Raw genomic sequence first — 26,618 nt, forward strand, 5'->3', positions numbered from 1 at the left:
GGGACTTTGTAAGAAAGTTGGAGCAAATTGAGCTAGAATGCGGGTAGGAGTTGCGTTTTACGTCAGTCTCGACAGGAGCAACGTAAGGTGAAAGATCAAGTACCAGCAGCGATGCCGCAGTGCTTTGAGAACTGGTGTCGTCGGTTTGATGATGTATTTTCGCGTCAGAAGCAGCGGCAGGAATTTCGTGTTTATCTAGGGGGACTGCTGGGTGAGAGTCAGCGCAAAAACCTGAGCCAACTGGTCACAAATACAGTAGATGGCTCCTACAACAGCCTCAGACATTTTCTCAACAATGCCCCTTGGGATGAAGTCAAGCTAAATAATCGGCGGTTGGAGGTGATGCACCAGTGTCGCCAGACGACCCCGAGTCAAGGTTTCACATTGATTGTAGATGATTCGGGACATCGCAAAAGTGGTGCGGCTACTGATGGGGTAGGACGGCAGTACATTGGGGAGATTGGCAAGACTGACAATGGTATTGTGCTGCTGACTACCTACTTGTATGATGGAGTGCGACGTCTGCCGTTAGATGTTGCACTCTATCAACACGCAAGTTTATTCGAGCAAGGCAAGGCAGACCCCAACTTCCAGAAAAAACCTGACCTGGCTCTAGACTTGGTTGACCAATGCTTGAAGCGCGGTTATCGACCGGGTGTGACTGTAATTGATGCAGGCTACGGTAATAACACGCCTTTTCTCAAGCAGTTGGAGTCGAGAAACCTAACTTACGTGGCAGCAATCGCCAAAAACCGCCAAGTTACTGCTCAAACATCAGGTGATGAGTCTGCTCGTAAGCAGGGATTAGAAGCTATTGCTCAAACCTTGGCAGTGGAGCAGTTCACACCTGTGCAACTCAATCTGGAGCAGCCCCGGACAGTTTGGGTGGCGCTGTTACCAGTTCACGTTCCGAAGCTCGAAGGCACTCGCTGGCTGGCGATTCAACTCAATGCCTCTAGTTTCGAGCAAGCGACGGAGGTGGATTACTTTCTCACCAATGCCTCTGACAACCAAGTCAGTGCGGCTTGGGTAGCTCAAACATATTCTGCTCGCAACTGGGTGGAGGTCTTCTATCGAGAAGCCAAGGGCTGGTTGGGTTTGAGTGAGTATCAAGTTCGGGATGCTCTGAGTATGAAGCGTCATTGGGTTTTAGTGTTCATCGCTTACACCTTCATCCTTTGGCATCAGTTGACCGGCGGATTCCGCAGACGTTGGGCAACCAAACCCTTACAAACCTTTGCCGAAGCATTGGAGGCATTCCGCACCGCAGTCGAGTTTCGTTTGGTCCGCTGGCTTAATGAGCATGTTGATGTATTTGCCTCTCACAGAGCTAAGTTCGGCTATATTTGGGCTTAGAAAGTTTTAAAGTCCCACTATGAGGTCCGACGGGGCCGACGCGTCCCCGGCTAACATGGCGCTTCGCAAATCTTCTTCCCGCACCCGGACTTCATGCACGTTGCTCATTTCGATTCCTCTCCGAAAAGATCAAGAACCGCTCGCCATGCGCGCTCAGTGTGTTTTGGGTGATAGCCGACACCTGGCACGGTCGCTTGAACATGCGTGAGCCCTTCGGCCGGCGATCCATCCGAATTTGTCGGGCGAGCCCAAAAGGCGTGCTGGGCACCGCCATAGATGTTTACGCGCCAGTCAACCCCGGCATCCTGTAATGCGTGACCAAATGCGAGAAGTTGGTCGGGAGTGCAGAGCGGGTCCTCGGAGCCAGTACAGAGGAGGATAGTGCTGTTTATATCGCGCCAGTCATGGGCATCAGGTTCCGGCAGTCCGGGATGAACGACCGCGACGGCATTGAAGGGTGCGCCTGTTTTCGCAAGCTCAAGGACGATATGGCCGCCAGCACCATAGCCGAGAGCCAAGAGCCGGTTGGCGTCAACATCAGGTGTCGCGAGGAGAACGTCCAGCGCTACGCGACCAATAGCCCGCATCCGTCCAGCGTCGGCCAACAAGGGCATGACCCGAGCCAACATAGCGTCGGGCCTGCCAAAGAAGGTCTGTCCGCCGTGAAAGTCCATCGCGAGTGCAACATAGCCGTGCGCGGCGAGATCATCAGCGCGGCCCCGCTGGTAGTCGTCAAGACCAACGCCGTCGTGTCCAATGAGAACTGCGGGCCAAGGACCCTCGCCGTGCGGCCGTGCTAGATGAGCGACCATGTTCAGGCCGTCTGCGTCGTAGAAGACTTGGGAAGTTGTGATTTCGTGCATATCTTACCTCTCGTTGCTCGCGGAATCCACACTTGGTACACGTCGGCATCCATCGCATTCTGAATCGATTCAAAAACTGGAGTCCATGCCCGAAGCGAAAGACGAACAATAGCATCAAGATGCTGAGGAGTGTATTGTTCAATTTGCATTTCGAGATGGAGTTTAGAAGACACCCAAGAATTGTAGATGATTAAGCCCCATAACTATTTAATATACAAAAACTTTCCGTATAATCTTTTTCTCAATCCTAATTTATCGAGCATTACAGCTAATTTTTGTCTGAATATATGGAAAATTTCTTTTTTACATCCCTATTCGAGGATTATACCGAATTCTTCCGTATAACTACCCTTCACGAGAGGATTATCTGGAATTTTTCCGTATATCCCTTGGTGTTACACAGAATTTTTCCGTATAACATCCCGAGCGCGAGTCTTAAACGGAATTTTTCTGTATAACATCCTATGGAAGAGCGTCCGAAAAAGCTGCTCGAACAAGTACAAGACGCGATCCGTCTTAAGCACTATTCTTACCAAACAAAAAAACTTATATTTACTGGATTAGACTGAATCAAAATATTGGGTAAAGCGAGCGCCTCAATCATTTAGCATTTGACAAAGCTCTTCTACTATTTTCATTGGTAGATAAAGTTTCATTGAATGCTGCTGAAATACCTGGAATCCATACTTCTGATAAAAAGTGACAGACTGTTCGTCTAAAGCTTCCGCCACTACAGCAAGCGAGGCTACTTGTGAGGTTGCATTTAATGCTCTTTTAAGCGTATCAATTAAAAGTAACTCGCCTAAATGCTGACCGCGATAATCGCGATCGATCCCAAGTCTACCTAGTAGTGTAGCAGGTAATAATGGATAGCGCGGCAATCGTTTGGCAAAGCTATTATCTAACTCGGATAATTCAACCGTGTATGAGGAAAGAGTGTAATAGCCAATAATATCAGTTTGAGGAAAATCAACTAAAACAAATATAGTAGCGACTCTTTTGCTAAGATCTTGAGATGCTTGCTTGCGAATGTAGTTGTCTAAGCTATTTTTGCCACAACAAAAAGCCGAACGATTATGTTTATTGCTGTCGAGTGGTTCAATAATAAATCCCATTAAGATTGCATGGTTTGCTTGAAGCGTAAAGCCGCTTTTTTCAGAGCTTCATTTGGCGATGGCGGATTCAAAATTGCATCGACAAAAGCTTCGCTATCTTCAAGATTAAGTTTGAGCATTTGATGTTGGGCGATCGCCTGATATGCTGCTTGTTGAACGCTAGCAATGACAAAATCAGTCAATGTCACTCCTTCTATGTCGGCTGCCTTCTGCCATAAGGCTTTTACCTCTGGGCTGACACGAGCTTCAAGTCGAGCATACGAGCTGGAATTATTTGCACTAGTCATATTTTTAATTTTTCATGGCGCGATCGCACTATGACTAAACTGATGCTTTTATTATATCCGGCAAAATGCCGTATACTAAGCAAAACAGCGATCGCCCATTCCTAAAAAAACAGGCGATCGCATTTAAAATTTAGCTCAATTTTAGAAAGCTATAGCCTACACCGGAACCCCTATTCCCACTAACTTCTCGCTTAAATCCCACATTTTCTGAGCTTTTTCATCGTCGCGGGCTTGAGGCGAAACTTTTTGTACGAAAGACTTTCCCTCTTTCTTCTGACGATTTCCCCAACTCCAATAAGCACCAGATTGCTTGTACTCAGGATCGATAACTACAGCAGCTACCCGTTCGCCAGCCAACTCCTGAGATACATATCCCCCCGTGATATGTTTTTGGAACAATGGAAAAAGTTTTTGAAACAGTGGATAGTGGTTGCGGAATAGCGGTGTATCGGCAACGCAACCAGGATAAAGAGACGTAAAAGTAATTCCTGTGGAGTCGTGATAGCGACGGTGTAGTTCTCGCATCGTCAATACGTTACACACTTTACTATCTTTGTAAGCTTTGACGGGTTCAAATTTCTTACCGTCAATCATCGAAATTGGGGCTTTAAATCCAGCTGCAAAACCATCTAAATTCCCTAAATCTGGACGCGGTGGAATCTTCCCACCCAGTTCGTCTGGATTGTGGGTTACGGTTCCCAAAATGACGAGCCTTTTATCCGCAGCTGGCGAATTCTTCAAATCCTCTAACATGAGGTTGCATAGGAGAAAATGACCGAGGTGATTGGTGGCAACGTTTAACTCATATCCTTCTGGGCTGCGTAATGGCTCCTTGAGTAAAGGCATATAGATTGCTGCATTGCACACCAGAGCATCTAAGTGTCTGCCTGTTGCCCGAAAGTCTTTGACAAACTGTCGCACGCTCTCTAAGCTAGCTAAGTCTAGATGGATGACCGTGTAGCTATCTTCCGGTATGCTGACACTCTGAGCGGCAGCTTTTGTTTTGGGTATATCCCGACATCCCATAACGACATACCAACCTCGTTGAGCGAAGGCTTTTGCTGCATACAAACCAACGCCCGAAGAAGTTCCTGTAATAACAACGGTCGATTGCTGTTGTGCCATTTTCTTAAATCATTATTAATCGCGTTTTCTATTTTTTAGGATCTCATATCAGTGGATCGCTAGTGCTAATGTTTCTAAGTATTGCAATGCGATCGCCACATGTATGAACGCGATCGCCATACTTGTGAAAAATTGCTATTCTCTATTCATCCTGCGTAGTTGTCTTGGTTGAGCAGCACGACTTTGTAGCTGCCAAAATTCTTTAAGATTTCTGTATGTGCGACTAATTCTGTTAAAGCTGACTCCACAGCACTGTTATGAGAGTCACCTTCTAAGTCAATAAAATAGAGATATTCTCCTAGCGATCGCTTAGTCGGACGAGACTCAATCCGGCTGAGATTGATATTTCTTTGGGCAAATACCTGAAGCGGTTTTACCAATGCACCAGGAACGTTGGCAGGTAAACTAAAAGCTAGAGATGTGTGACTGCCTACGGTCGAGGACTGACGACTGAGTACCCAAAACCGCGTGCAATTATCGGGATAGTCAGAGATCCCACTAGCTAACACGGGTAAATTATAAAGTTTTGCTGCCCGTAGAGAAGATATTGCCCCCGCAGTTTTCTCCCGTTCTAAGTGCTGTAATGCCTCAGTTGTAGAATTTGTCGGAATCAACTTGACATCTGGCAAAAATTGTGTAAACCACAACTGACACTGTGCCAGTGCTTGAGGATGAGAATAGACGACTTGCAGCGTATCCAGACTTTGAGCGTGGGAAAGCAAAACATGGGCAATTGGCAAGACTAAAGCTAGTTGAATTTGTAGACTATCCAACAGCCACATCATATCTAAAGTGACGGCAACACTGCCCTCAATCGAATTCTCGACTGGTACGACAGCAATCTGTGCTTCTCCTTGCGCCACAGCCTTGAGAGTTTGAGGAATGCTGGGGTAGGGATGCAAGGCTGTCTCTTGTCCTTCCTGTTGCAATCGTTCGCGATAGGCGATCGCAGCTTGTTCGGAATAAGTGCCACTAGGTCCCAAATGGGCAATCGATACGGTCATGTTCGCCTGCTAGCGCCGCTAAAAGTCATAACTCAATATAGCAGGGAGCAGGAAGCAGGGAGCAGGGAGCAGAGGAAAGACAAGGGGGACAAGGGAGACAAGGGAGCAATTCTAGCCACTAGTCACCAGCTACTAGCCACTGATTTGAGCAAAGAACTTCATAGTACTTTATAATCATTAACAAGTGTAAAGATTACCTTCATGATTCATTCATCTTTTGGACTGAATTCCAGTAGGATGAACTCATGGGCTTAAAAAAACTATAAATTCTCTCTATAGGCAACATTGCAACCCATGTATACTCGGTTCACCGCCTCTCAGTCTGTTGAAATTGTTGTCCCAGAACAACCCGTACCGATCCAACACTACCTGCGTCAACCCCAACGTTTGGTAAAAGCTCTGGTAGACCCCAGCCGGATCGAGCAGTTAGATTGTGAAAGCTTTCGGTTGAAGATCCGTCCGCTCTCATTTATGACCCTGAACATTCAACCAACCGCAGACTTGAAAGTGTGGACAGAACCGAACGGTACGGTGAATTTGCGATCGGTTGCTTGTGAAATTTTAGGACTCGACTATATTAACCAACGGTTTGAGTTGAATCTTCAAGGTCATTTGGCTCCATATCAACACCAGAACATTACTTTACTGAAAGGTAAAGCGGATCTAGAGGTAAAGGTTGAATTGCCTTTTCCTTTGAATATGACACCCCAACCAATTGTTGAAGCTACTGGCAATGGCTTACTCAAAAGCGTGTTAGTGACGATTAAGCAACGCTTGCTACATCAACTTTTGACCGACTATCGCAGTTGGGTGAATGACAATCAAAATCAGTTACCAGTTACCAGTTACCAGTTACCAGTAAGCGAGGCTTGAGGTAGTCAACCAGCCACTGACCGTCAACAACTCTTCCCGACTCCCTACTTCCTCATTTGACAGGGACGAAAAGTCAGCCGATGCAAGCGACAGGGACCGTGTTGTTGCAATCCCTCGATGTGTCTCTGAGTACCGTAGCCTTTGTTCGTGACTAAATCGTATTGGGGATATTTGACTGCAAGGCGAGTAATTAGGGCATCGCGCCACACTTTAGCGACGATACTAGCAGAAGCGATCGCCAAAGATTGCTCGTCTCCTTTCACGATCGCCTGTTGCGGGATAAATAAATCTTTAATGGGTTGTCTGCCATCGACTAAGCATAGTTCGGGCTGAATTTTCAGTTTCAGGACTGCCCGTTTCATGGCTAGTAACGATGCTTGCAAGATATTAATGCAATCGATCTCGGCAGAGGTCGCAAAACCAATCCGCCAATCAAGTGCTACCTGACAAATATGGGCTGCTAATTTCAAACGGCGATCGCGCGATAGTTTTTTGCTATCTCTAATCTGTGCTGCTACTAATTCTTCCAAGGCTGATGGAGGTAAAACTACTGCCGCTGCTACCACTGGACCAAATAAAGCACCTCTGCCTACTTCATCCACTCCAGCTATGAGGATAGAGTATCGATCGCTTAAACCTGAGTCAAAGTCCTGGGTAATGCCATTTTGAATTTTAGATTTTTGAACTTTAGATTTCAGTTTTTGAATGGACCATGACTCAGCCATAATAGTCAATCGAAAAAAGTAGGTGGGCATCGCCCACCCTACACTATACACAAGCCCCCTTTTTAAGAGGGGTTGGAGAGATCTTTACACAGAATCTACTCGTCACCATCTGCCGAAGAACGACGGCGACGGCGACGGACTGGAGTTTTGCGATCGGTTTCGCTGTCTTCTAGCGCTGGTAGTTCCGATTCAGTGTTTTCAGGAATTGCAGCTATAACCGGAGGATCGGCAGCAGCCACGCTGTCAATGTTAATGGTAGATACTTCTGAATCGGACGTTGTGCCATTTTCACTTTGAGGCAAAGGAGGTGCTTGCCCAGGCAAAACGACTTGCACGATCGCAGATTTGGGATTTTTCACTTCCCTGTCTAAGCGTACTAGTGGCGATACGCCCATGACAGCGTAAATTTCCTGTTCCTCGGGTGTCATTTCCACCACAATTGTTTCTGGTGGATCGATCGCGACTTTGACGGGTTCTGGCTTGATGGGTTTAGACCGCTCTGGTTTTTCTACCCAACCGCGATGGTCGCGATTTAGCGTTCCGCCTGCGGCATCGCGGCGATCGCCAAAGGAAACTTCAGTGGCAATTGCCCCTTCCGATTCTACATCTGGTTCTGTATCTCGGTCGTTGAGCAGGGTAAGTGAATTAGCCGCTGCCCGTGGATTTTCTTCTTTATAGCCCCCCTCGCCGATGCGTCGCCGCCGCCGCCGCCGATTATTTCCCGCGTCGCCAATTTCTTGATAATTGGGATGGTTGATTGGCATTAAGTCTTGGCGATCGCTATCGAAGTCATTACTAAAACTTTCTGCTTCCAATCCCCAACTACTACTACTACTACTACTACTTTCGCGGGGTTCTACTGACCGAGGGTTGGGCATGACGCGGTATGAGTCCCGTGCTGGCTGTGGGGCTGACCATTCGGGTTCTCGTGCTGCTGGTGGCATTGATACTTCGCGTTCTTCCGATTCTCCTGGCAGGTGTACGACATGTCCTAAGCCGCCGCATGTAGGACAGGTGCGCCCAAAGAGTTCGTAAATATTTTGACCTTGGCGTTTGCGGGTCAGTTCGACTAAACCCAATTCTGACAGTTGGGCAATTTGCGGTCTGGCTTTGTCTGCTCTTAAGGCTTTATTAAAATGCTCTAAGACTTGTAACTGGTCGCGGCGCGATTCCATATCAATGAAATCTACCACGATCACCCCTGCCAGGTTACGCAAGCGCAACTGTCGGGCAATTTCTGTTGCCGCTTCGCAGTTCGTCCACAGTACGGTTTCTCTTGCCGTAGCGGAACGAGTGAAGGAACCAGAGTTTACGTCAATGACCGTTAATGCTTCCGTCGGTTGAATAATGATATAACCACCAGAGGGCAACTCAACTCGCGGTTTGAGGGCTTCGCGAATTGCGGCATTGATGCGGAAATATTCCAAAATGGGAATGCGATCGCGATGGTGGTCGATCAACAACCCTTGAGGCGGCTGTCCGCCACCCCAGTTCATCAAGTATTGCTTGACCCGCTTGAGTCCGGTAGCAGAGTCTACCACGATGCGATTTACGTCCGAACCGTACATATCCCGCAAGACACGCTGAATAAAATCGTCATCGCGGTTAAGTAAAGAGGGAGCGCGAGTAGATTGCGCTTTCAGTAACACCTCTTCCCACTGTTTTTGGATCGCCTCTAGGTCCTCAATAATTGCTTCTTCTGGCTTGCCTTCGGCTTCGGTACGAATTAACAAGCCCATGCCAGCAGGTTTAATTAAAATTGCTAAAGCCCGCAAGCGGTTGCGTTCGTTTTCATTTCTGATCCGTTGCGATAAGTTAACTCCCCGTCCAAACGGCATCAAAACTACGTAGCGACTGGGTAAAGTGATATTACCCGTGAGCCTAGGTCCTTTATTGCCCGTCGGCTCTTTCATCACTTGGACTAAGACTTTTTGCTGCGGTGCGAGTAGTTCTGTAATCGCTGCCGCAGTCCGTTTCAGCTTTAACGGTCCGAGATCGGTAACGTGGATAAAACCGTTTCGTTCTGAATCGCCAATGTTTACGAAAGCTGCATCTATACCTGGTAAAACGTTTTCTACGACACCGAGGTAAATATCACCAACTTGATGTCGTCCGGTAGCAACGACGAGTTCTTGAATTTGATCTTCTGAAAAAACAGCAGCAATGTGATGCTGCTCTGCTATGATAATTTGTTTTGGCATTCAATTCCCTCAAAAATTCGCAGCATCAGAAGCTTTGAGGTCTCCTCTCTCGCTTCGATTGACTGAAGGTAGGCGCTGCTGGAAATAATAGTGGCGCTCACCACGCTCGATCGCAACTAAATCTAAAGATGCTGGCAGTTTAAAAGCATAACAAAATGTTTTCAAAACTGCTGCATACATAAGTCTGCTCTGAGAACCGAGCATTTTTTGTAGTTTTAATCTTGTCTCCCATCCTTGATTTGCGAACAGGAGCACAATATTAGTTCGCAGACACCTAAATTCACAGACACCTAAAAAGCCTGTTTTGCCTGTCACTGGCTTCAAGAAACGCTCTTAGCGACTAATGAGACGACCGCTCCGTTTCAAGTGCTATGCAAAAGAATCGTGGATGCTTCTCAATAATTTTCGCTACTGTCCCATTTGGGAGAGCGAATCGGAAATCCAATGCAGCGCTAGAAAACTTCTGTTAGCTCAATTTTAACTCATGCTTGAGAAAAAGCAATTAATTGGAGAAGTCGTAAGTCGTAATTCGTAAGTCGTAAGTAACTGTTCCCTACTCCCTGCTCCCTGCTCCCTGCTCCCTGATAACTGCTCACTGGTCACTGTAAAAAGAGTTGCTGGCGATGGATGTGGAGCAGTTGGATTTCTTGGCGGGCAACTTGCTCTAGCATGAACGTGACGTGTTCTGGTTTCAGGTGATTGCCGTCTTGAGAGCAACTACCCGTATAGCGCAAGTTAAAGGTATTATCTGGTTCTCCTGTATCTGGGTTGTGTGGTGGAACTAATTCTAATTCAAATAGGCGATCGCGCAAGTTCACCTGATAAGTTTTCTTAGATTTTGTCGTCTGCTCCCACCAAATTTCGGTTGAATTCTTAATAGTTTCTATCCATTCCTGCTGTTGTGTCGGTGTTGTCGTTTGAGTTGCCGCTATTGTCAGGATGTACTCTGCTCCCGTTAGAGTTTTCATTGCCGCAGGTGCTTTTAAATCGAGCGCGATCGCATCGTATATAGGTATGTCTGTTGGTAACTGGCTGCTCAGTTGTTGCCGAAAAACTGCTGGCTCGACGATTTGAGTTAGTTCAAAATCGACAATCTCTCCACTACTCGTTACTCCTAAAGGCAGAGCTAGCGCTACAGAAATCCTCGGACTGGGGCTAAATCCGGCTGTAAAGGATACGGGCAATGCGGCTCGTCGGACGGCGCGATCGAACAGGCGCATCAAGTCGAGATGGCTCACTAGCGCCATATCTCCCAGCTTGCCAAACCGGAGTCGCAGTCTTTGAACTTTGGTATTGTTAGGAACGTACTGTCCGGCAAATTGGGGAATTGGTGGTGGTTCGATGACAATGTTGTGACCGAAATCGACTCCACAAACACCGCAGTGAGAACAACCATCAAAAGAGCAATCGGGGACGGTTGCAGCCTCCATTGCGCGTTGCAGATCTTCCTTGAGCCATTTTTTCTCGATCCCCGTGTCGATGCGATCCCAAGGCAAAGGGCGATCTAGGGAGTCGGGAGTCGGTAGGGGCGGGTTGACAAACCCGCCCGTACGGGAGTCGGGAGTCGGGAAAGAAAGTAGGTTTTGCTCCTCTGCTCCCCTGCTCCCTGCTCGTCCCTGCTCCCTGCTCCCTTGAATCAAATTCCACTCACCCTGCTCGACTTGGCGATACTTCCAGGTTAAGCCGGATTCGGCGATCGCTTGTCCCCAAGCGTTATACGCTCTCTCTACGCTGTCGTACCACGAGTCCATTCCCGCACCCAGTTCCCAAGCACGGCGCAATACGACGGATAAACGGCGATCGCCTCGTCCGATGAAGTCTTCCATTGCCGAGATCCGCACGTCGGTAAAATTAACTTTGACTCCTCTCATGCGCCGAAACTCTTGGCGTAATAATTCTTGCTTGCGCTGGAATTCGCCTGTAGAGACAGAATGCCATTGAAACGGGGTGTGGGGTTTGGGTGTAAAGTTGGAAATTGTTAAATTGAATGCCAAAGGTTTTCTCCCTTGGGCGCGACATTCCCGTTGTAGCCATGCGACGGTTTCCGCGATCCCCAACACATCGACATCTGTTTCCCCAGGCAATCCAATCATGAAGTAGAGCTTAATTTTGTCCCAGCCTTGTTCCCAAGCTGTTTTTACGCCTCGCAATAATTCTTCATTCGTCAAGCCCTTATTGACGATATCTCGCATCCGCTGGGTTCCAGCTTCTGGGGCAAAGGTCAACCCGCTTTGGCGATAACCCCCCAAAATATTTGCGATATTTTCATCAAAACGGTCTACTCGCTGACTAGGAAGCGAAAGGGAAATATTTTCGTTTTGCAAGCGGTTTTTAATCTCCATTCCTACAGTAGGAAGAGATAAATAGTCGGAACAACTGAGGGAAAGTAGAGAAAATTCATTGTATCCCGTTGCCCTCATTCCCGTTTCGATCGCCTCGACAACCTGCTCCGGTTCTACGTCCCGTGCGGGGCGAGTGAGCATTCCTGGTTGGCAAAAGCGACAGCCGCGAGTACAACCGCGCCGAATTTCGATCGTCAGGCGATCGTGGACTGTCTCGACGTAGGGAACTAAACCTGTAGAATACGCTGGTATGGGCGTAGCAACGCGCCGAATTATTTTCTCTGGAACGTCTGGACGATTGGGGTGAATGGAACCATCCATTGCCAGATCGTAAAATCGCGGCACGTAGACCCCTGGGATTTGCGCTAGATCCAGCAAAAGTTCTTCTCGATTTAACCCTGCTGCCTTGCCTTCTGCAACGACTAAACTAATTTCTGGTAACAGTTCTTCCCCGTCACCTAAAGCAATGAAATCAAAAAAATCAGCATAAGGTTCGGGGTTTGATGTTGCCGTCTGCCCGCCCGCAAAAATGAGTGGATAGTGAGAAATCAGTAGCTGCTCCCCTGCTCCCTGCTCCCTGCTCCCCGCTCCCTTCAAAGCTTGTCTTTCTCTCCAAGTCAGAGGAATACCAGCTAAATCCAACATTTCTAAAATATTGGTAGCTCCTAACTCGTAACTGAGGCTAAAGCCTAAAATATCAAATTCTGTTAACGATCTTCGCGATTCAACAGCAAATAAGGGCGTATGCGTCTCGCGTAGCTTTGCTGCCAGGTCAGGAGCTGGGAGGTAGGCGCGATCGCACATTTGGCGGGGTTGTGCGTTCAAAATATTGTATAGAATGACGTGCCCTAGATTAGATGCACCAACTTCATACAACTCAGGATATGTCAGCACCCAGCGGACATCTGCCGATTGCCAATTCTTACGTATAGCTCCCCGCTCGTTACCTAAGTAGCGAGCTGGACGTTGAATTTCAGCCGTTAGTAATGTTTCTACTGCAAGTGCCACTTTACGCCTCTCGTGCCAATCCCTGACTTATCACTTTAAAGCTAGCATCAATCGGCGATCGCGTCTGGAAGAACAGCACTTGCTGCGGCAAAACATCAGACAGTCATATATCAAATAGTCGTAAATTGTTCGCACCTAGCTTCGCGCTAAGCTGCTGTAACCTCTACAGGTGTATCTAAAATTTCAAATACGCTATCTAGTTGAGTCAACTCAAAGATAATCCGAATTGAAGGTGCAACAGAGCAAAGGTGGAAACTTTTTCCGAGCGATTGTGCCACTCTCAATCCATGAACTAATACCATCAAACCGGCACTATCCATCGACTCTACTTGTTCTAGATTGACGACCACACAGTCGTGTGTTGCCTGTGTAACTTCTGCGGTCAGGTATCGCTGAAAGTCAGCGGCATTCGCTGCATTAAAGTGACCGTTAGGGCGAATTACTGTAGCTCTAGGAGCAGTCATTGTTTGCATCATTAACGCTTCCGTGCAAATTGGTGAAATCGAATGGGGTTAAATTGAATAGGGTGAAATCGAAATTCAATAAAATCAAATGGGTCTATGATATGAGGTATTTTTCCTTTTGTCTTGCTTTTTCTATTTAGCTCTTTGTTGCTTAAATCTTAAATATTTATTAAATCATTCATTGTGATTCCAAGCTACCAGCGTTTATTCTAAAAAAAAAGTATTTAACTATACCAACGAGAACATCTTCATCAATTATTTACATAGCACTCGATTGATTCTAATTAGCGATTGAAATTCGTACCAATAGAATACCACTCAGCGTAATTTTCCTACTAATTAACCAATTTCACGTGCAAAACAATCTTTTGCCAAGCGATCTCGTGCAGTAGGACTGACTTTTGCTGACTTTTTATTGAGGTCAATCTCTCGTACATAGCCAGGTTAAATGATTTCTAGATTCTACGATACTGGCATAATACATCAACATCTACCAGATGGTAGAAACCGAGAAGAGCAAGCAGTTTGACTTGATTTTTCTAGTTTGTGTGACTGAGTATACAGTTGAGTCTAACTCATAGATAGATAGCTTGAGATCCATAACGGTCAATCGTTAGTAGAGTAAATCACCGCGACCGAAAATCAAGACAATTTGTTCCTCAAATACATATTAATTTTTGATAATTCCGATCCTGAAACATCAGAATTATGAATGTTGTTGACCGTAAAGATCGCATTCCGATCGTTCGATCTGATTTGCAAAAGACTTATGCAACAGCCGATCGCCAATTCTAAGCCATAAGAAATTTAACGATAACAACCAAGTTCCCATCAATCGTTAGAAATTACTATAGATTGCATCAGAAATCCAAATGGAAATATTAGAAATTTTTGAGCAGCAGGCAGCGAGTGGCAACCAGAGATCGGTTTCCAACAACTAACAACCTCTTCACTTCTCGTCGAGCAGCAAAGCCTGTTGAATGAATTGATGCAATCGTTTGAAGGCAACCGGATCGTGTTCTAATGGCGGTTCCCAAGCTGACAGTTGCATCAGCAACGGTATGACCTCAGTATCAATTGCCGGACGGAATAAAGAGGGAGGACAGAGAAGATCGGCTCCAGAACGGAGGTCGAGTAGTGTTGGTGAGAGCGATAGCTGCTCATCGTCAAAAAATTCCACGAGTAGTAAAGGTCGAAACCACCCAATTTGGCGCGATTCCACTACTTGAATGACTTCAGCATATAGGTGAGTAGCTTGATGGGTTGTACAAACGATTTGTCGCGGGTGAAAGTCACATATAGAGTTCGTCACAGCTCGCCTCCAGTTCTTCAGCCATGTGCGATCGCTACGGTCGTTGGATTTCGATGCTATAAATATTTAATAAGTTAATCAGTTTCAATCGAGATTTAAACCAAAAGTCGTTAGTCAGAACAAGAGGAGTAAGCAGTGTCCGTCGAAACCCTGGAGCAGCGTTCAACAGTTCGTAAACTCGCACCTCGGTATCGCGTGTTGCTTCATAATGATGACTTTAATCCTATGGAGCATGTGGTGCAGGTATTGATACAGACTGTACCCAGCCTCACCCAACCACAAGCAGTAGATATTATGATGGAAGCCCATACAAATGGCATCGCTTTAGTCATTACCTGCGCTCAAGAACACGCTGAGTTTTACTGTGAAACCCTCAAAAATCATGGTTTGACCAGTACGATTGAGCCAGATGAGTAAATAGGAAGTCATAAGTAGTAAGTCGTAAGTGTAGAATCTCTTACCACTTACTACTCCCCACTCACTACTCACTACTTGCTAATTGTTAAAATTCAATTTTGCCAGAATAGCCCTCTACCCAGCCCCCTTGAGGCTAGTCATTTTTATCTTAGTACTGCTGCTACTATGGTTGCCTGTAGCTGCACCAATTCATTGGTGGGTGGATGACAAAAACTTAGTGAATATTCTCACCTTGCCGTTGCTGTATGGAATATTTACTATCCTGTTACGGCTGTGGGGAAAGTCTATCTATCGTCAGCCACACGTGTTACAAGAATATGGTTTGGTTACAACTAGGCAGAATAGGCAGGAGCTACTGATAGGATTGGGGCTTGGGGTCGCTAGTGTTTTGAGTTTATTTTTGCTAGAAGGATGGTTGGGTTGGCTATGGTGGCGACAACCCTCTATTTTTTTGTGGCGATTTGTTGTTGAAGGGTTAATCGTTGCTTTGGCTTATGGTTTTGCGGAAGAGTTACTTTTCCGGGGATGGCTGTTAGATGAGTTACAGCGAGATTACCATCCTCAGACAGCGCTCTGGACGAATGCTTGCATATTTGCCGCACTGCACTTTATTAAACCACTAGCAGAAATTCGTCGAACCCTGCTGCAATTTCCAGCTTTGGTGTTGTTAGGTTTAACTCTTGTATGGGCAAAACGCTGTGGCAAAGGTCGTTTGGGTTTACCAATTGGTCTTCATGCTGGGTTAATTTGGGGTTATTACACAATTAATGTCGGGCAAATGGTGCAATATCACGATCGCGTCCCAGAATGGTTAACTGGTATCGATCGCAATCCTCTCGCTGGTGGAATGGGAATGTTGTTTTTAGGCGCGATCGCCTTAGGTGTGAGAAGATTTAGCCACAAGTCACGTTAATCGTGCTTCTTGCAGGTGCAATCGCCTTTATATCCCTTTATATCCCTTTATAAAGTCCAAAGTTGTTCGACATCAACCACGGCTTTTCTTTTGCTCGGCTCGTTGTCTTTTTTCTAATAAGCGTTGCTGAATTTCTTGACTAGCAAACAAGTTATTCACTTCGCGAAAAACTCGTTCGACGCGCTCATCATGTGTTGGTAAATTAAAGCAAGCTTGTAAATGTTGCTTTTGACTAGTCAGGATTCGAGGTTGTGGCGGGAATTCTGGAAACATAGGACGGCTCTGTATTTCTGTTTGAATACAGAATAAACATTACACCCAATAACAACATTGCCACTACTCCCATAAGAATAAGAGTTTCTCTATCTAAAGAGTAGTTAGAGATAATAGAATTCCGACTTACGACTTACAAGCAAGCGCTTAATTCTGAATTCCGATCCTAGTTTTTAGTTTTTGGAAAATTGTTGTTGGCTGTCCGACTATGACCTCAAAATGAGCGCGCAAGCGGCGGGGAACGAGTAACAACAGGTAAGCCGCAATAAGTGTCATCACAGTTTGGCGCGGTGATTCTAGAACGATCCGCCAATAGGAAGCTATGGCTTGATGCATCAATTGAATCGCGATCGCATCGGACTTCCAGCGAATAGCACTCCGAGCTAAGTAACGTAGATGATATGCTCTAATCACAGCCTCCCAATTCGGCTCTAGTGGGGTTCCATAAGTACGAAGTTTGGCAATTAATTGTTCTCCTGCTGCCAATTGTCGATCTAATTGAGCTGAGAGTCCGCTAGAGTGAACGCGATATAAAGTTAAAGCTTCGGGAATTCCTTCAATTTGCCATTTGGTTTGCAATAAGATTCGCAACCACAGATCGACATCGCCGCCAGAATAACGAAATTGTTCGTCAAAGTAGCAGTCTAGCGTGTCGTGTCGGTTGTCTGAATATTGGCGAGGTGAAAATGCGATCGCGGCAAAGACTTCTCGTCTGACGACAGCAGCCGAACCGTTGCCTACAGGATTACATCGCATTAGATATGAGGGGGTAATTCCCTTAAGTTTCGGTGTTTGATACGAGCCTAAAAATTTACCTGCTTCGTCAATAAAAGCAGAACGACTGAAGCTGACTCCAACTTCTGCGGAATTAGCGAGATGATTGACGTGATGCTCTAATTTATCCCGTCGCCATAAGTCATCGCCATCGATAAATGCTAAATAATCTCCTTGTGCTTGCCGAATACCTACGTTTCTCGCTCCTGGCAAGCCGCGATTTTGTTGGCGGATAATTCTAATTCTTTGGTCGTTAAATTGCTGACAAATTTCTATACTCTTATCTGGAGAACTATCGTCAATTAGCAATACTTCAATATGATGGTATGTCTGTGATAACACAGACTCTAATGTCGCAGCGATATATTTTTCGCTATTGTAAATTAAGATAATTACTGAAACTAATTTCATTCATTTAAACATCCTAGATAAGATTGATTGACGATAAACGCTGCACTACACTACGTGAAGACGGTTGTTGAAAGTTGTTGGTTGAACGTTGCTCTCTCAGCTCTCTGTCTTCCTTGTCTTTCGCTTGTACCTCTCTCCTCAGTTCTCATATGTTTATGAGGCTGACCCAATGCTAGAACCTTTCTCACTGCTTGAATGACATCTAATTCATCTTGGCGAGTCAACTTTGCAGAAAGCGGCAGACTTACTGTCTGCCGCCCAATTCGCATTGCTTGAGGATAGTCTTCCGGTTGCCAACCAAATCTTTGCTGATAGTAATCGTGTTCTGGAATACTGAGATAATGTACGCCCACGCCAATATTTTCTGCTGTCATCGCGTTGAGAAAAGTGTCGCGATCGCATCCAGTTTTTTTCTCGTCAATAAGTATCGGATAAAGATGATAGGCATGGCGAGTATGGGTTTCTGGTTTGGTAGGAAGTACCAAGGGTAGATCGGCAAAAGCTCGGTTGTAGTGCTGCCAAATCTCTTGACGGCGCTGCCAGCGGGTTTCTACTTGCTTCAATTGATGGATGCCAAGGGCAGCTTGCAGATCCATCATGTTGTATTTAAACCCGCTTTCCAGAACTTGATAGTGTTTGTATCCCTCTTCGCTAAACCGCTTCCAAGCATCTTTACTGATACCATGCAAGCTCAACGCTTTGATTCGGGTGGCATCATCGGAGTTACGGGCTAAAATCATGCCACCTTCACCCGTGCAAATATTTTTGGTGGCATAGAAACTAAAACAGCCAAAGTCACCAAAAGTACCTGCTTTTTTACCTTTATATTCTGTTTCTATCGCGTGGGCGCAGTCTTCAACGATTTTCAAGCCGTAGCGCGAGGCAAGATTGCATAAAGCATCCATATCACACGGTCTACCTGCAAAGTGGACGGGCAGGATCGCCTTTGTTCTCGGGGTAATTTTTGCTTCGACTTGGGCAGGATCGATATTCATCGTGACGGGATCGACATCTGCTAGCACGGGTGTCGCGCCCACATGAGTAATGGCGTTAACCGTGGCGCAAAACGTCAGGGGACTGGTAATGACTTCATCTCCTGGTTGTAAGGAAGCCGCTATTAGGCTCAAGTGTAGTGCTGCGCCACAAGAATTCACAGCGATCGCATTGTCTGCTCCTTTATATACCCTAAAATCTCGCTCAAACTGAGCGACTTTGGCTCCTGTTCCCAGCCAGCCGCTTTTGAGAGTGGCGATCACTTCTTCTATTTCTGCTGTTTCAATAACAGGCGCGCCAAATACCAGAAACTCTTCTTGAGAACGAATAGGAATGTTTGTCATTCAATTTCTTCCATTTCCCAGATGAAATGTGCTACTGGATTCCTGCCAACCAACGAATAAATCCTGCACGCATTAGCTATAGCTTTCTGTATCAAACCATGCTAAACAGGGACTGCTTTGTTCGGGAATTTGTTCGGGAGATACTGCAATTCTGAAATATAATCAAATCCGGTCAGGCGATCGCCCATCTGAAAACTGCTGCTCGCGGCTTTTATTTTTTAGAAATATAAATTTGTACTAGCAGCCATGCCAAGGCTACAGTGCCTATACTGAAATCGTCAATACTTCATTAGTAATTAGTAATAGTTAGTTATCGGTTACTATTCACTAGTCACTGATAACTGGTCGCTGGTCACTATTCACTGTTTCACCACGGTTCCCAACAAGCAAGCACCAGTCAAATTCACTCCCGCAAGATTAGTTCCATCTAATTCCGCACACAAAAGATTGGTACCTGAAAGGTTAGCACCTGCTAAATTCGCTCCCCGCAAGTCAGCTTCTTCTAAATTGGCTTCATTCAACAAAGCACCCCGTAAATCTGCCTGAGTCAGGTTAGCTCCTTGTAAATTTGCATTAGAAAGATTGACACCCCGTAAATCTGCCCCTCTGAGATCTGCGCCCTGCAAGTTAGCACTCATCAGGTTTGCCCCACTCAAAAATGCTCCGGCGATCGCGCTTTGGGCTAGTTTCGCGCCCATCAAATTTGCGCCTCGGAGGTTACTACCTCGCAGATCGGCACTCGTCATGTCAGCCTGCATCAAATTGGCTCCCAAAAAGTTAGCCCGCAAATCTGCACCGTACAGCTTGCTACCGAGTAGGTTAGCGCCTTCCAGACGCGATCGTTCTAACTTGGAGCCAGAAAAATCGGTTCCGACTAAGTTAGCCCCTGCTAAATTCATTTCCGCCAGATCTAATCCTGCCAGATCTTCATCTTCTAAATTGGCTCCTGGTAATTGCTTAATTTTTCCTTCTCTAATTGCTGCAATAGAATCAGTCATATTCTAGTTATCAGTTATCAGTTATCAGTTGTTAGGGAGCGCACGAGCGCACGAGCAGGGGGAAGAGAGAGATCGGGAGCGATTACAAGTCACAAGTCACAAGTCACAAGTCAACCCCACACCCCACACCCTATTTACTACTGGTTCCACTAGCCACCCACCACTCCCGACTTACGAATTCCGATTTCCGAATTCTCTTCAATTAGCCACATTCCACTGCTAATTTTTGTGGGGGAAACGGGTAGGGTTAAACCTTGTTGCATCCCGCGCACGAGGAGTTCTAAGGTGTCTACAAGTTTTGGTTCCCAGGCTTTGCCCTGTTCTTGCTGACATTGATCGAACGCAGTTGATAGGGCTTCCTCTCTTGTATGAGATTGGGATAGATGGGTAAAACGCTGCTGAAAATCTGCCACTAAGCCTAAAATTCGCGACTCTAACGGGATTGTTTCCCCAATCAAACCAGCTGGCTGTCCGCTACCATCCCAATGTTCTGAGAGATGGTTGATAATTTGGGCGATCGCACTCAGGCGAGGCATGGTACGCAAAACTTGAGCGGCTGGGATGAGAGGGCAACTGGGGGCTTCGCCATACTGCACGTTGACCGATTGGGGGGCGATGCGATGGAGTAGACTGGCTAGGCGCAGGCGTTTGACTTGCCAAGCGGGAAGATTGAGTAATTGCCCCATAATTTCGGCGATCGCGGTGACTTCTGCGGCTGCGAGGGGGTTGCCCGTATCGGCAAGATCGATCAGTTGTCCTAAGCGGAGGAAGGCTTGTAATTCGTTGGAAACTAAATTACTATCTAATACCTGGTGATGTTCTATCTGCTTGATGTTATATTCGCTGGTTTGGAGGTAATCGACCACGCAAGAAACGATTGTATTTAAATCGTCTGGTTCTACTTGGGCAGACTCTTGGGCGATCGCCTGGACGTGAGATTTGAGGTGTTGTGCAAGTTCGGGGTTGTAAGTGTTAACGTGGGCGATCGCTAACTCGATCGTTTTCTCTACTCTAGCTGGCTCAAACGTCCAAAAACCGTAAAATTTACGTTCTAAATCGATTGTCGGTCTGCCCCCGACTCCGTAATCCGCCTCAGATAACTCTTGACAAAGTACCATCGCCGTGTAGCTAGGAGCAAGAATTATCAAATGCCATTCTTGCGCCACTGGGTCTTCGGGGTTTAACGCCACTAAGTCTACATTTGGTAATTTGCTGGTAGGATGGTCGGCAAAGCCCGTATCTGGAGCTGCCATAATCACCACATGGCGAGAATTTTGCGCTAAATCGTAGTAGCGTTCTGCTTCTTGCAGATACCATTTACCCCGTTGAAAAGCCGTAATGACTAACGGCTGGCTACCAGAAACCAAAATGCAGTCTTCTAGGGCATGACACAGGGCAACCAAGGTATTTTTATAATAGACACCCAGGTTGAGGGGTCGATTCGTGTTTTCGAGTGCTGATTTGAGCTGTTGTAAGATGGAGCCTTCTAGCATGGTTTGGTCAGTTGTCAGTTGTCAGTTGTCAGTTGTCAGTTGTCAGTTGTCATTAGCGAACAGGGTGTGGAGAGTAGTTAGCTGATTCTGTCTCCTGTCTCCTCAGTTTTGACTTCTGACTTTTGACTTTTGACTTTTCAATTACCTGTTACGCCGTTACAAGTTGTTTTTTGTCAGTGGTAGTAATAGGGGCGGAAAGAGCTTCTTCGAGGGGGGCGCAGCCGAGGCGTTCCTCTAAGATTTTCATCACTTCGCGTCCGAAGTCGTTGGGGTTTTGTCGCCATGCTTGCAGGCAAACTTCACCGAAGAAGGAACCGAGAGGTTCGGGGTTCCACAATAATTTCTGTACCGTCCAAGGTTTGAGGTTCATCGGATCGTAGTCTGGTTTGAGTACGCCGTTTTTAAAGGCATACTCTTCCAAGTGGGTATGGGGTTGGAGTCCGATAAAGAAAATGGCTGGTTCGACTTTATCAGCGCCGAAGATCCGTTCGAGTTCGCGGTGGTAGGCGATCGTTTGGCGAATGGTTTCGGGGCGTTCGTCAATGACGTTGAAGGAGTAATTGACGGAGACGAGATCGTTGAAGCCTGCTGCTTTTAAGTCACGGCAGTTTTCCAACACCGTGCGCAGGTTATAGCCCATCCGCATTTTCCGCACGAGTTCCTGAGAACCGCTGGTGATGCCGATCTCGAAGTAATTCATCCCCGTTTTCACCATTAAGTCGCATAGTTCGGGGGTGAGGTTGTCGGCGCGGATGTATGCTGCCCAGTGGATATCAGTCATGCCTGAATCAACGATCTTTTGCAGCAGTTCGATCGCATCATCGATGAATCTCCGTGCTGGGATAAACTGGGCATCGGTAAACCAGAAATTCCGAATGCCGCGATCGTATAGTTGCCGCATTTCGGCTACGACTTCATCGGCGGGGTTGATCCGTACCTGTTTGCCTTCCACTACGGTGTAAATGCAGTAGCAGCAATTATGAGGACAGCCGCGCTTTGTTTGCACGCCAATATAAAAGTCGGAGGACTGTAGATAGTAGGGGAATTCCGCCCAAATCTTTTCAATATAGTCGTAGTTACAAGCAGATTTTTCTAGCGGTGTTGGCGCTTCGTGGATTAGGCGATCGCGTGGTTGAGTTTCGCCAACAACGTAGCAGCGTTCGTTGCTAAAATCTTCGTCTCGCAACAATTTTTCTAGCAGTGTTTCTCCTTCTCCGACAGAAACAACCGTTCCCTGGGGCAAATTATGCTGCAACTGCTCGTAAAATACACTGACTGCACCCCCACCAGCTACGGCACGGGCATTTGGTTGGTGTTTCTGAGCGCGTTTTAGCCCGCGTTTAATCAGTCCTTGATTCCGCCAGAGTTCCTTGTAATAGGAAACTGCCAATCGCAGCAATCCGGTTGCACCTCGAAATTTGACTAACGGATTGAAGGCGTAGAAAAACTCAAAGGAATGTTGTAAGGGATTACCACCCCTACCACCTACTGGGGCATAAATCTGAATATCTCGCCAAGAGAATACTAAAAGCGTCGGCTGAAATTCGTCGATACAAGTATCTAAGGCAGAATTAAAGTCGAGTGGCGGAACTGTCCCTAAGTCAAAAATTCGCTGTTCGATTTCGGGAAAAAGCTTGTGAACGTGATCTGCCAAGTAAACAACCCCAATCGGAAATATAGGGTTGCATGGAAGGCGAACGTAGAGAATGCGGTTTTCCATCTCGATCGTTTGAGGTTAGAGTTTACCAAGGTTCGAGTAGCAGCGCTGCTGAGTGAAGCTGAGCCAACTCATGTCTAGATAGCTTCCAAGTTAGCCCTCAGTCACGAGCCTAAGCGCCCCTATTAAAGAGATTTCTGAAAATAATTTTCATATAACTTTACGATAACATCGAGCTTGTCTTAGTGGTAGGTCGATCGGAGATAATGAGTTGTCGTGGCTAGAGGCGATCGCTGCCAGATGTAATGCGATCGCCTCCAGGAACGCTGTATTTGTGCGATCTCGGCACGATCCCTCAATCGTCGTCCATGACTAAATTGGTATTTTGCCTTAACGCATAAATCATTTACAGTCAACCGATTTTGTACGGTTAAATGCAAAAATCAAATCAAAAATTTATCAGACAATTGGTTGCTAAATCGGAAAGCCAATAAGTTTAACTTCTATCAACTTCTATCTATAGATAGAGGCGACAACAAATTCGAGCTAAGTTATCAGTTGGTAGTAGGAGTTACAACACTCGGGGATCGCTAAGTGTTAGCTTATATGTGTAATCAAATAAGAGCGGCTTTCATGCCCTTAGCTGTTATGGCTCAAATATTAGATTCCTTACCACCGGAACAGTCCGACCGACTTCTTTGCTGCTATGTAAACGCAACTAGTAAGATTCAAATTGCTCGGATATCAAATATCCCTAACTGGTATTTTGAACGAGTTGTGTTTCCAGGTCAACGCCTTGTATTTGAAGCGCCACCTAAAGCAACACTAGAAATTCACACGGGCATGATGGCGAGTGCTATTTTGTCAGATAATATTCCTTGCGAACGCTTGTGCTTGTTAGAAGAAAGCAAAGCAGAAGCACAAATGGATCGTCCAGCAGCGCGATCGGTAGAACAAAAAGATAAACCAAGTCAAAGAAATTTTAAATCCCCTCTTTTAACAACTATTGATTAGATAATCGGTTTAACTAACATTGGAGTCGCTAACTTTAGCGGCTCTATTTTAATAAATTAAAAAATAGTGAATTGCCTCAACAACAAATTCTACCGAAAGGAAGAAAGTAAATCGCGCGATCGCTATATTTAGTAAGCTATTACTAGAAATAGAATTGCTGCTATTGTATTGGGTCTAAAGTAAATTGGATTTACCTTCTTTTTTGTGGTTGTGGAAAATAGCAGCCTGGTCGATGGGTCTGTCGCTACTAGCTTATCTGCTGTTGACCGTAACAGGCTGGCAGATGTTCCAGGCAAGAACAAATTTTCATCCCAGACCTAGTTGGCTGCATTTGCTGCACTATAGTATTGGTGGCAGCATGGTTTTGCTGGTGCTGCTGCTATTAGCAATTGGTGTTGTCGGTACGCTGGGTCATTTTGGTTCCCTCGGTCATTCCCAACACTTGACGGCAGGACTAATCGTGGTAGCATTAACCCTAATATCGGCAGTTAGTGCAACTTTAATCAGTCCTAAGCGTCAGTGGGCGCGATCGCTCCACGTAGGCGTAAATGCAGTTTTATTCCTTGGTTTTCTCTGGGTATCCCTCACGGGTTGGGTGGTGGTACAGAAGTATTTGCCATAGAAATTGTAGAGACGTTACATGTAACGTCTCTACACAAAATGTAGATGCGATTATTGCCCTTGTAAGAAAGCTTCTATCGCCTCATTCACAAGTTGAGTCATCGGTTTACCTTGTCTCTCGGCAGTAGCTTTTAGCTTTGCGTAGACTGGTTCGCGTAAAGTGATACGACGACGGGATTTTGCCGCAGTTGCTGCATTAGCAGCTGCTTGCTGTTCGCCATTACCATCATCTTGCAGGGCGATTTCTGGTTCCAGTGCGCCTTGAAACTCGTATTTGGAGGTAAACTCTCGTAAAGAGTCAAAGCCAATGCGATCGCAAAAATCGCCAAAGCTTTCATTAGGTTGCCGCGATTGTTTGAAGTAAACCAGCAATGGTTCTAATTCTGCCTCCAGGTTATCGAGAGGCAACTTTTCTATATACACTTGCGCCAGCCTCGTTTGGTTAGCATCTGCACCTAACCATAGTTGATACGTGTTGGGACCATTGCCGACAAACCCTAGTTCTGCCATGTAGGGTCTAGCGCAACCGTTAGGACAACCCGTCATCCGCACGACGAAATGTTCTTGACTCAAGCCTAAGCGATTTAATAACACTTCAATTCGCTGGAGGACGCTTGGCATGATCCGTTCTGACTCAGTTGTCGCCAAGCCGCATGTAGGCAAAGCCGGACAAGCCATAGAGTATCTAACCAACTGGCTGATGGCGTTGGGTTCTGGTTCTACACCGTGAGTTGCGAGTAGATTTGCGATCGCCTGCTTTTGTTCTGGGGCGATATCGCACAAAATAACATTATGGTGGGGTGTCAGTCGCATCGATAAGTTATACTGCTGCACGATTTCCCGTAAAGCAGTCCTTAACCGAAACGACCCTTCATCCTTGATTCGACCGTTTGCAACCGAAATCCCCAAAAATAATTTCCCATCACCCTGTTCGTGCCAGCCGAGGAAATCTTCATATTTCCACTCTGGTAGAGGCTTGGAAGCTTCTAAAGGCTTACCCAAATACTTTTCTACCATCGACCGGAATTTATCTACACCCCAGTCATTTATCAGATATTTTAAGCGGGCGTGACGACGGTCGGTGCGATCGCCATAATCGCGTTGAGTGGCTACAATTGCTTTGACGGCATCGTATACATCGGCTTTGGCTATGTAACCAATCGGGTCGGCTAGTCGGGCAAAAGTTTCTTCCTTACCGTGCGTCCGTCCTAAGCCACCACCAGCATAGATGTTAAATCCTTCTACCTCTTGCTTGTCATTGGTTATGACTACCAAAGTTAAATCTTGAGAAAACAAATCTACAGAGTTATCACCAGGTACGGTGACGCTGCACTTAAACTTACGGGGCATATAGTGCGTGCCGTAGAGTGGTTCCTCGCTATCGGGAAAAATCGTCCCCGTACCATTTTTTTGCCGTGCGGCTACAACTTCAGGGTTTTCTTCCGCACTAAGGGCTTTTTCTCCATCTAGCCAAATTTCGTAGTATGCCCCTGTTTGTGGCGAGAGCAACTGAGCGACATACTCAGAATATTCCCAAGCATGTTGGTATTCTGGCTTATTTTTAAACGGAGCCGGAGGAGCCATAATGTTACGATTAATGTCACCACAAGCTCCCAGCGTCGAACCCATACTTTTAATTATGGCTGCGATCGCGCTTTTCAGATTTCGCTTCAAGATGCCATGCATCTGAAAGCCTTGCCGCGTGGTGACGCGCAAAGTTTGATTGCCGTATTCTTCAGCCAGCTTGTCCAGAGTCAAATACAATTGAGCTGGTACGAACCCACCTGGGTTTTTCGTCCGTACCATAAATTGGTAGTCTTTCTCCTGACCTTTAATCCGGTTGTCGCGGTTATCTTGCTGATAAGAACCGTGAAACTTAAGAATTTGGATCGCTTCTTCGGTAAAATGAGTTGTATCTTGCAGAATTTCGGTCGCGACTGGTTCCCGCAAAAAATTGCTGCGTTCCTTAATCCCTTCAACTTTGGAAGGCTTGCGAGTTACGGGGGTGGGAGGAGTAGAAGATTTAACCATTAGA

At 46.2% G+C, this 26,618-nt stretch carries 27 protein-coding genes; 7 read left to right on the plus strand and 20 right to left on the minus strand.

Features of this window, described 5'->3' with window-relative positions; translation table 11 throughout:
* Positions 1-87 precede the first annotated feature (87 nt).
* A complete protein-coding gene (locus N4J56_RS24760) occupies positions 88-1,356 on the plus strand; it encodes an IS701 family transposase (protein WP_317104593.1) in 1,269 nt (422 codons plus the stop codon).
* A 104-nt stretch (positions 1,357-1,460) separates the two neighbouring features.
* Here N4J56_RS24760 and N4J56_RS24765 read toward each other — a convergent pair whose 3' ends face one another.
* The 5 genes from N4J56_RS24765 to pheA form a co-directional block, all read right to left on the minus strand.
* Entirely contained in the window at positions 1,461-2,219 is a 759-nt protein-coding gene (locus N4J56_RS24765; protein ID WP_317108858.1) for a dienelactone hydrolase family protein, read from the minus strand.
* A 596-nt stretch (positions 2,220-2,815) separates the two neighbouring features.
* Positions 2,816-3,334, minus strand: coding sequence for a GNAT family N-acetyltransferase (locus N4J56_RS24770; protein WP_317108859.1), 519 nt, complete (start codon positions 3,332-3,334; stop codon positions 2,816-2,818).
* Positions 3,334-3,621, minus strand: a complete 288-nt coding sequence (locus N4J56_RS24775; RefSeq protein WP_317108860.1) for a DUF1778 domain-containing protein — start codon at positions 3,619-3,621, stop codon at positions 3,334-3,336. Before N4J56_RS24775 ends, N4J56_RS24770 begins: the two co-directional genes overlap by 1 nt.
* A gap of 156 nt (positions 3,622-3,777) precedes the next feature.
* Positions 3,778-4,746, minus strand: a complete 969-nt coding sequence (locus tag N4J56_RS24780; RefSeq protein WP_039713951.1) for a protochlorophyllide reductase — start codon at positions 4,744-4,746, stop codon at positions 3,778-3,780.
* Positions 4,747-4,892: 146 nt separating this feature from the next.
* A complete protein-coding gene (pheA, locus tag N4J56_RS24785; RefSeq protein WP_317108861.1) occupies positions 4,893-5,750 on the minus strand; it encodes a prephenate dehydratase in 858 nt (285 codons plus the stop codon).
* Between pheA and N4J56_RS24790 the strand changes: the two genes are divergently transcribed.
* Both N4J56_RS24790 and N4J56_RS24795 read left to right on the plus strand, forming a co-directional pair.
* Complete coding sequence (locus N4J56_RS24790; protein WP_317108862.1) at positions 5,730-5,924, plus strand: hypothetical protein; 195 nt, start codon at positions 5,730-5,732, stop codon at positions 5,922-5,924. The two genes, pheA and N4J56_RS24790, sit on opposite strands and share 21 nt — an antisense overlap.
* A 120-nt stretch (positions 5,925-6,044) precedes the next feature.
* A complete protein-coding gene (locus N4J56_RS24795) occupies positions 6,045-6,623 on the plus strand; it encodes a DUF1997 domain-containing protein (protein WP_317108863.1) in 579 nt (192 codons plus the stop codon).
* A gap of 44 nt (positions 6,624-6,667) precedes the next feature.
* Here the strand turns inward: N4J56_RS24795 and N4J56_RS24800 are convergent, their stop codons facing one another.
* From N4J56_RS24800 to N4J56_RS24830, 7 genes are all read right to left on the minus strand, one after another.
* Positions 6,668-7,348 (minus strand): ribonuclease HII, encoded by a 681-nt coding sequence (locus tag N4J56_RS24800; protein ID WP_317108864.1) that lies wholly within the window; start codon positions 7,346-7,348, stop codon positions 6,668-6,670.
* A 95-nt stretch (positions 7,349-7,443) separates the two neighbouring features.
* Complete coding sequence (locus N4J56_RS24805) at positions 7,444-9,549, minus strand: Rne/Rng family ribonuclease (protein WP_317108865.1); 2,106 nt, start codon at positions 9,547-9,549, stop codon at positions 7,444-7,446.
* Positions 9,550-9,558: 9 nt separating this feature from the next.
* The gene (locus tag N4J56_RS24810) at positions 9,559-9,729 is read right to left on the minus strand and encodes a hypothetical protein (protein WP_015156311.1); all 171 of its coding nucleotides are present in this window, start codon (positions 9,727-9,729) and stop codon (positions 9,559-9,561) included.
* 419 nt (positions 9,730-10,148) lie between these two features.
* The gene (locus tag N4J56_RS24815) at positions 10,149-12,899 is read right to left on the minus strand and encodes a TIGR03960 family B12-binding radical SAM protein (RefSeq protein WP_317108866.1); all 2,751 of its coding nucleotides are present in this window, start codon (positions 12,897-12,899) and stop codon (positions 10,149-10,151) included.
* 146 nt (positions 12,900-13,045) lie between these two features.
* Positions 13,046-13,375 (minus strand): STAS domain-containing protein, encoded by a 330-nt coding sequence (locus tag N4J56_RS24820; protein ID WP_317108867.1) that lies wholly within the window; start codon positions 13,373-13,375, stop codon positions 13,046-13,048.
* 694 nt (positions 13,376-14,069) lie between these two features.
* Positions 14,070-14,195 carry a hypothetical protein gene (locus N4J56_RS24825; RefSeq protein ID WP_317108868.1) on the minus strand — a complete coding sequence of 42 codons (126 nt, stop codon included), beginning with the start codon at positions 14,193-14,195 and terminating at the stop codon, positions 14,070-14,072.
* A gap of 117 nt (positions 14,196-14,312) precedes the next feature.
* Complete coding sequence (locus N4J56_RS24830) at positions 14,313-14,675, minus strand: hypothetical protein (RefSeq protein WP_317108869.1); 363 nt, start codon at positions 14,673-14,675, stop codon at positions 14,313-14,315.
* Positions 14,676-14,810: 135 nt separating this feature from the next.
* Between N4J56_RS24830 and clpS the strand changes: the two genes are divergently transcribed.
* The gene (clpS, locus tag N4J56_RS24835) at positions 14,811-15,092 is read left to right on the plus strand and encodes an ATP-dependent Clp protease adapter ClpS (protein WP_317108870.1); all 282 of its coding nucleotides are present in this window, start codon (positions 14,811-14,813) and stop codon (positions 15,090-15,092) included.
* A 127-nt stretch (positions 15,093-15,219) separates the two neighbouring features.
* Positions 15,220-16,005: a CPBP family intramembrane glutamic endopeptidase gene (locus N4J56_RS24840; protein WP_317108871.1), complete on the plus strand. Its 786-nt coding sequence runs from the start codon at positions 15,220-15,222 to the stop codon at positions 16,003-16,005.
* 72 nt (positions 16,006-16,077) lie between these two features.
* Here the strand turns inward: N4J56_RS24840 and N4J56_RS24845 are convergent, their stop codons facing one another.
* The 7 genes from N4J56_RS24845 to N4J56_RS24875 form a co-directional block, all read right to left on the minus strand.
* Complete coding sequence (locus N4J56_RS24845; RefSeq protein WP_317108872.1) at positions 16,078-16,278, minus strand: hypothetical protein; 201 nt, start codon at positions 16,276-16,278, stop codon at positions 16,078-16,080.
* Positions 16,279-16,425: 147 nt separating this feature from the next.
* Positions 16,426-17,463: a glycosyltransferase family 2 protein gene (locus N4J56_RS24850; protein ID WP_317108873.1), complete on the minus strand. Its 1,038-nt coding sequence runs from the start codon at positions 17,461-17,463 to the stop codon at positions 16,426-16,428.
* 50 nt (positions 17,464-17,513) lie between these two features.
* Complete coding sequence (locus N4J56_RS24855) at positions 17,514-18,800, minus strand: DegT/DnrJ/EryC1/StrS family aminotransferase (RefSeq protein ID WP_317108874.1); 1,287 nt, start codon at positions 18,798-18,800, stop codon at positions 17,514-17,516.
* A 359-nt stretch (positions 18,801-19,159) separates the two neighbouring features.
* Complete coding sequence (locus N4J56_RS24860) at positions 19,160-19,798, minus strand: pentapeptide repeat-containing protein (protein ID WP_317108875.1); 639 nt, start codon at positions 19,796-19,798, stop codon at positions 19,160-19,162.
* Between the two features lie 149 nt (positions 19,799-19,947).
* Positions 19,948-21,291: a DICT sensory domain-containing protein gene (locus tag N4J56_RS24865; protein ID WP_317108876.1), complete on the minus strand. Its 1,344-nt coding sequence runs from the start codon at positions 21,289-21,291 to the stop codon at positions 19,948-19,950.
* A gap of 148 nt (positions 21,292-21,439) precedes the next feature.
* A complete protein-coding gene (locus N4J56_RS24870; RefSeq protein WP_317108877.1) occupies positions 21,440-23,011 on the minus strand; it encodes a photosystem II high light acclimation radical SAM protein in 1,572 nt (523 codons plus the stop codon).
* A 179-nt stretch (positions 23,012-23,190) separates the two neighbouring features.
* Complete coding sequence (locus tag N4J56_RS24875; protein WP_317108878.1) at positions 23,191-23,388, minus strand: hypothetical protein; 198 nt, start codon at positions 23,386-23,388, stop codon at positions 23,191-23,193.
* A gap of 208 nt (positions 23,389-23,596) precedes the next feature.
* Between N4J56_RS24875 and N4J56_RS24880 the strand changes: the two genes are divergently transcribed.
* On the plus strand, positions 23,597-23,962 hold the full coding sequence (locus N4J56_RS24880) for a DUF1830 domain-containing protein (RefSeq protein WP_052289924.1): 366 nt from the start codon (positions 23,597-23,599) through the stop codon (positions 23,960-23,962).
* Positions 23,963-24,146: 184 nt separating this feature from the next.
* A complete protein-coding gene (locus tag N4J56_RS24885; protein ID WP_317108880.1) occupies positions 24,147-24,584 on the plus strand; it encodes a DUF4079 domain-containing protein in 438 nt (145 codons plus the stop codon).
* A 50-nt stretch (positions 24,585-24,634) separates the two neighbouring features.
* On the opposite strand, the gene sir is transcribed toward N4J56_RS24885, so the two are convergent.
* Positions 24,635-26,614 (minus strand): sulfite reductase, ferredoxin dependent, encoded by a 1,980-nt coding sequence (sir, locus tag N4J56_RS24890; RefSeq protein WP_317108881.1) that lies wholly within the window; start codon positions 26,612-26,614, stop codon positions 24,635-24,637.
* Positions 26,615-26,618: the final 4 nt, after the last annotated feature.

Source organism: Chroococcidiopsis sp. SAG 2025 (assembly GCF_032860985.1).
Lineage (GTDB): Bacteria > Cyanobacteriota > Cyanobacteriia > Cyanobacteriales > Chroococcidiopsidaceae > Chroococcidiopsis.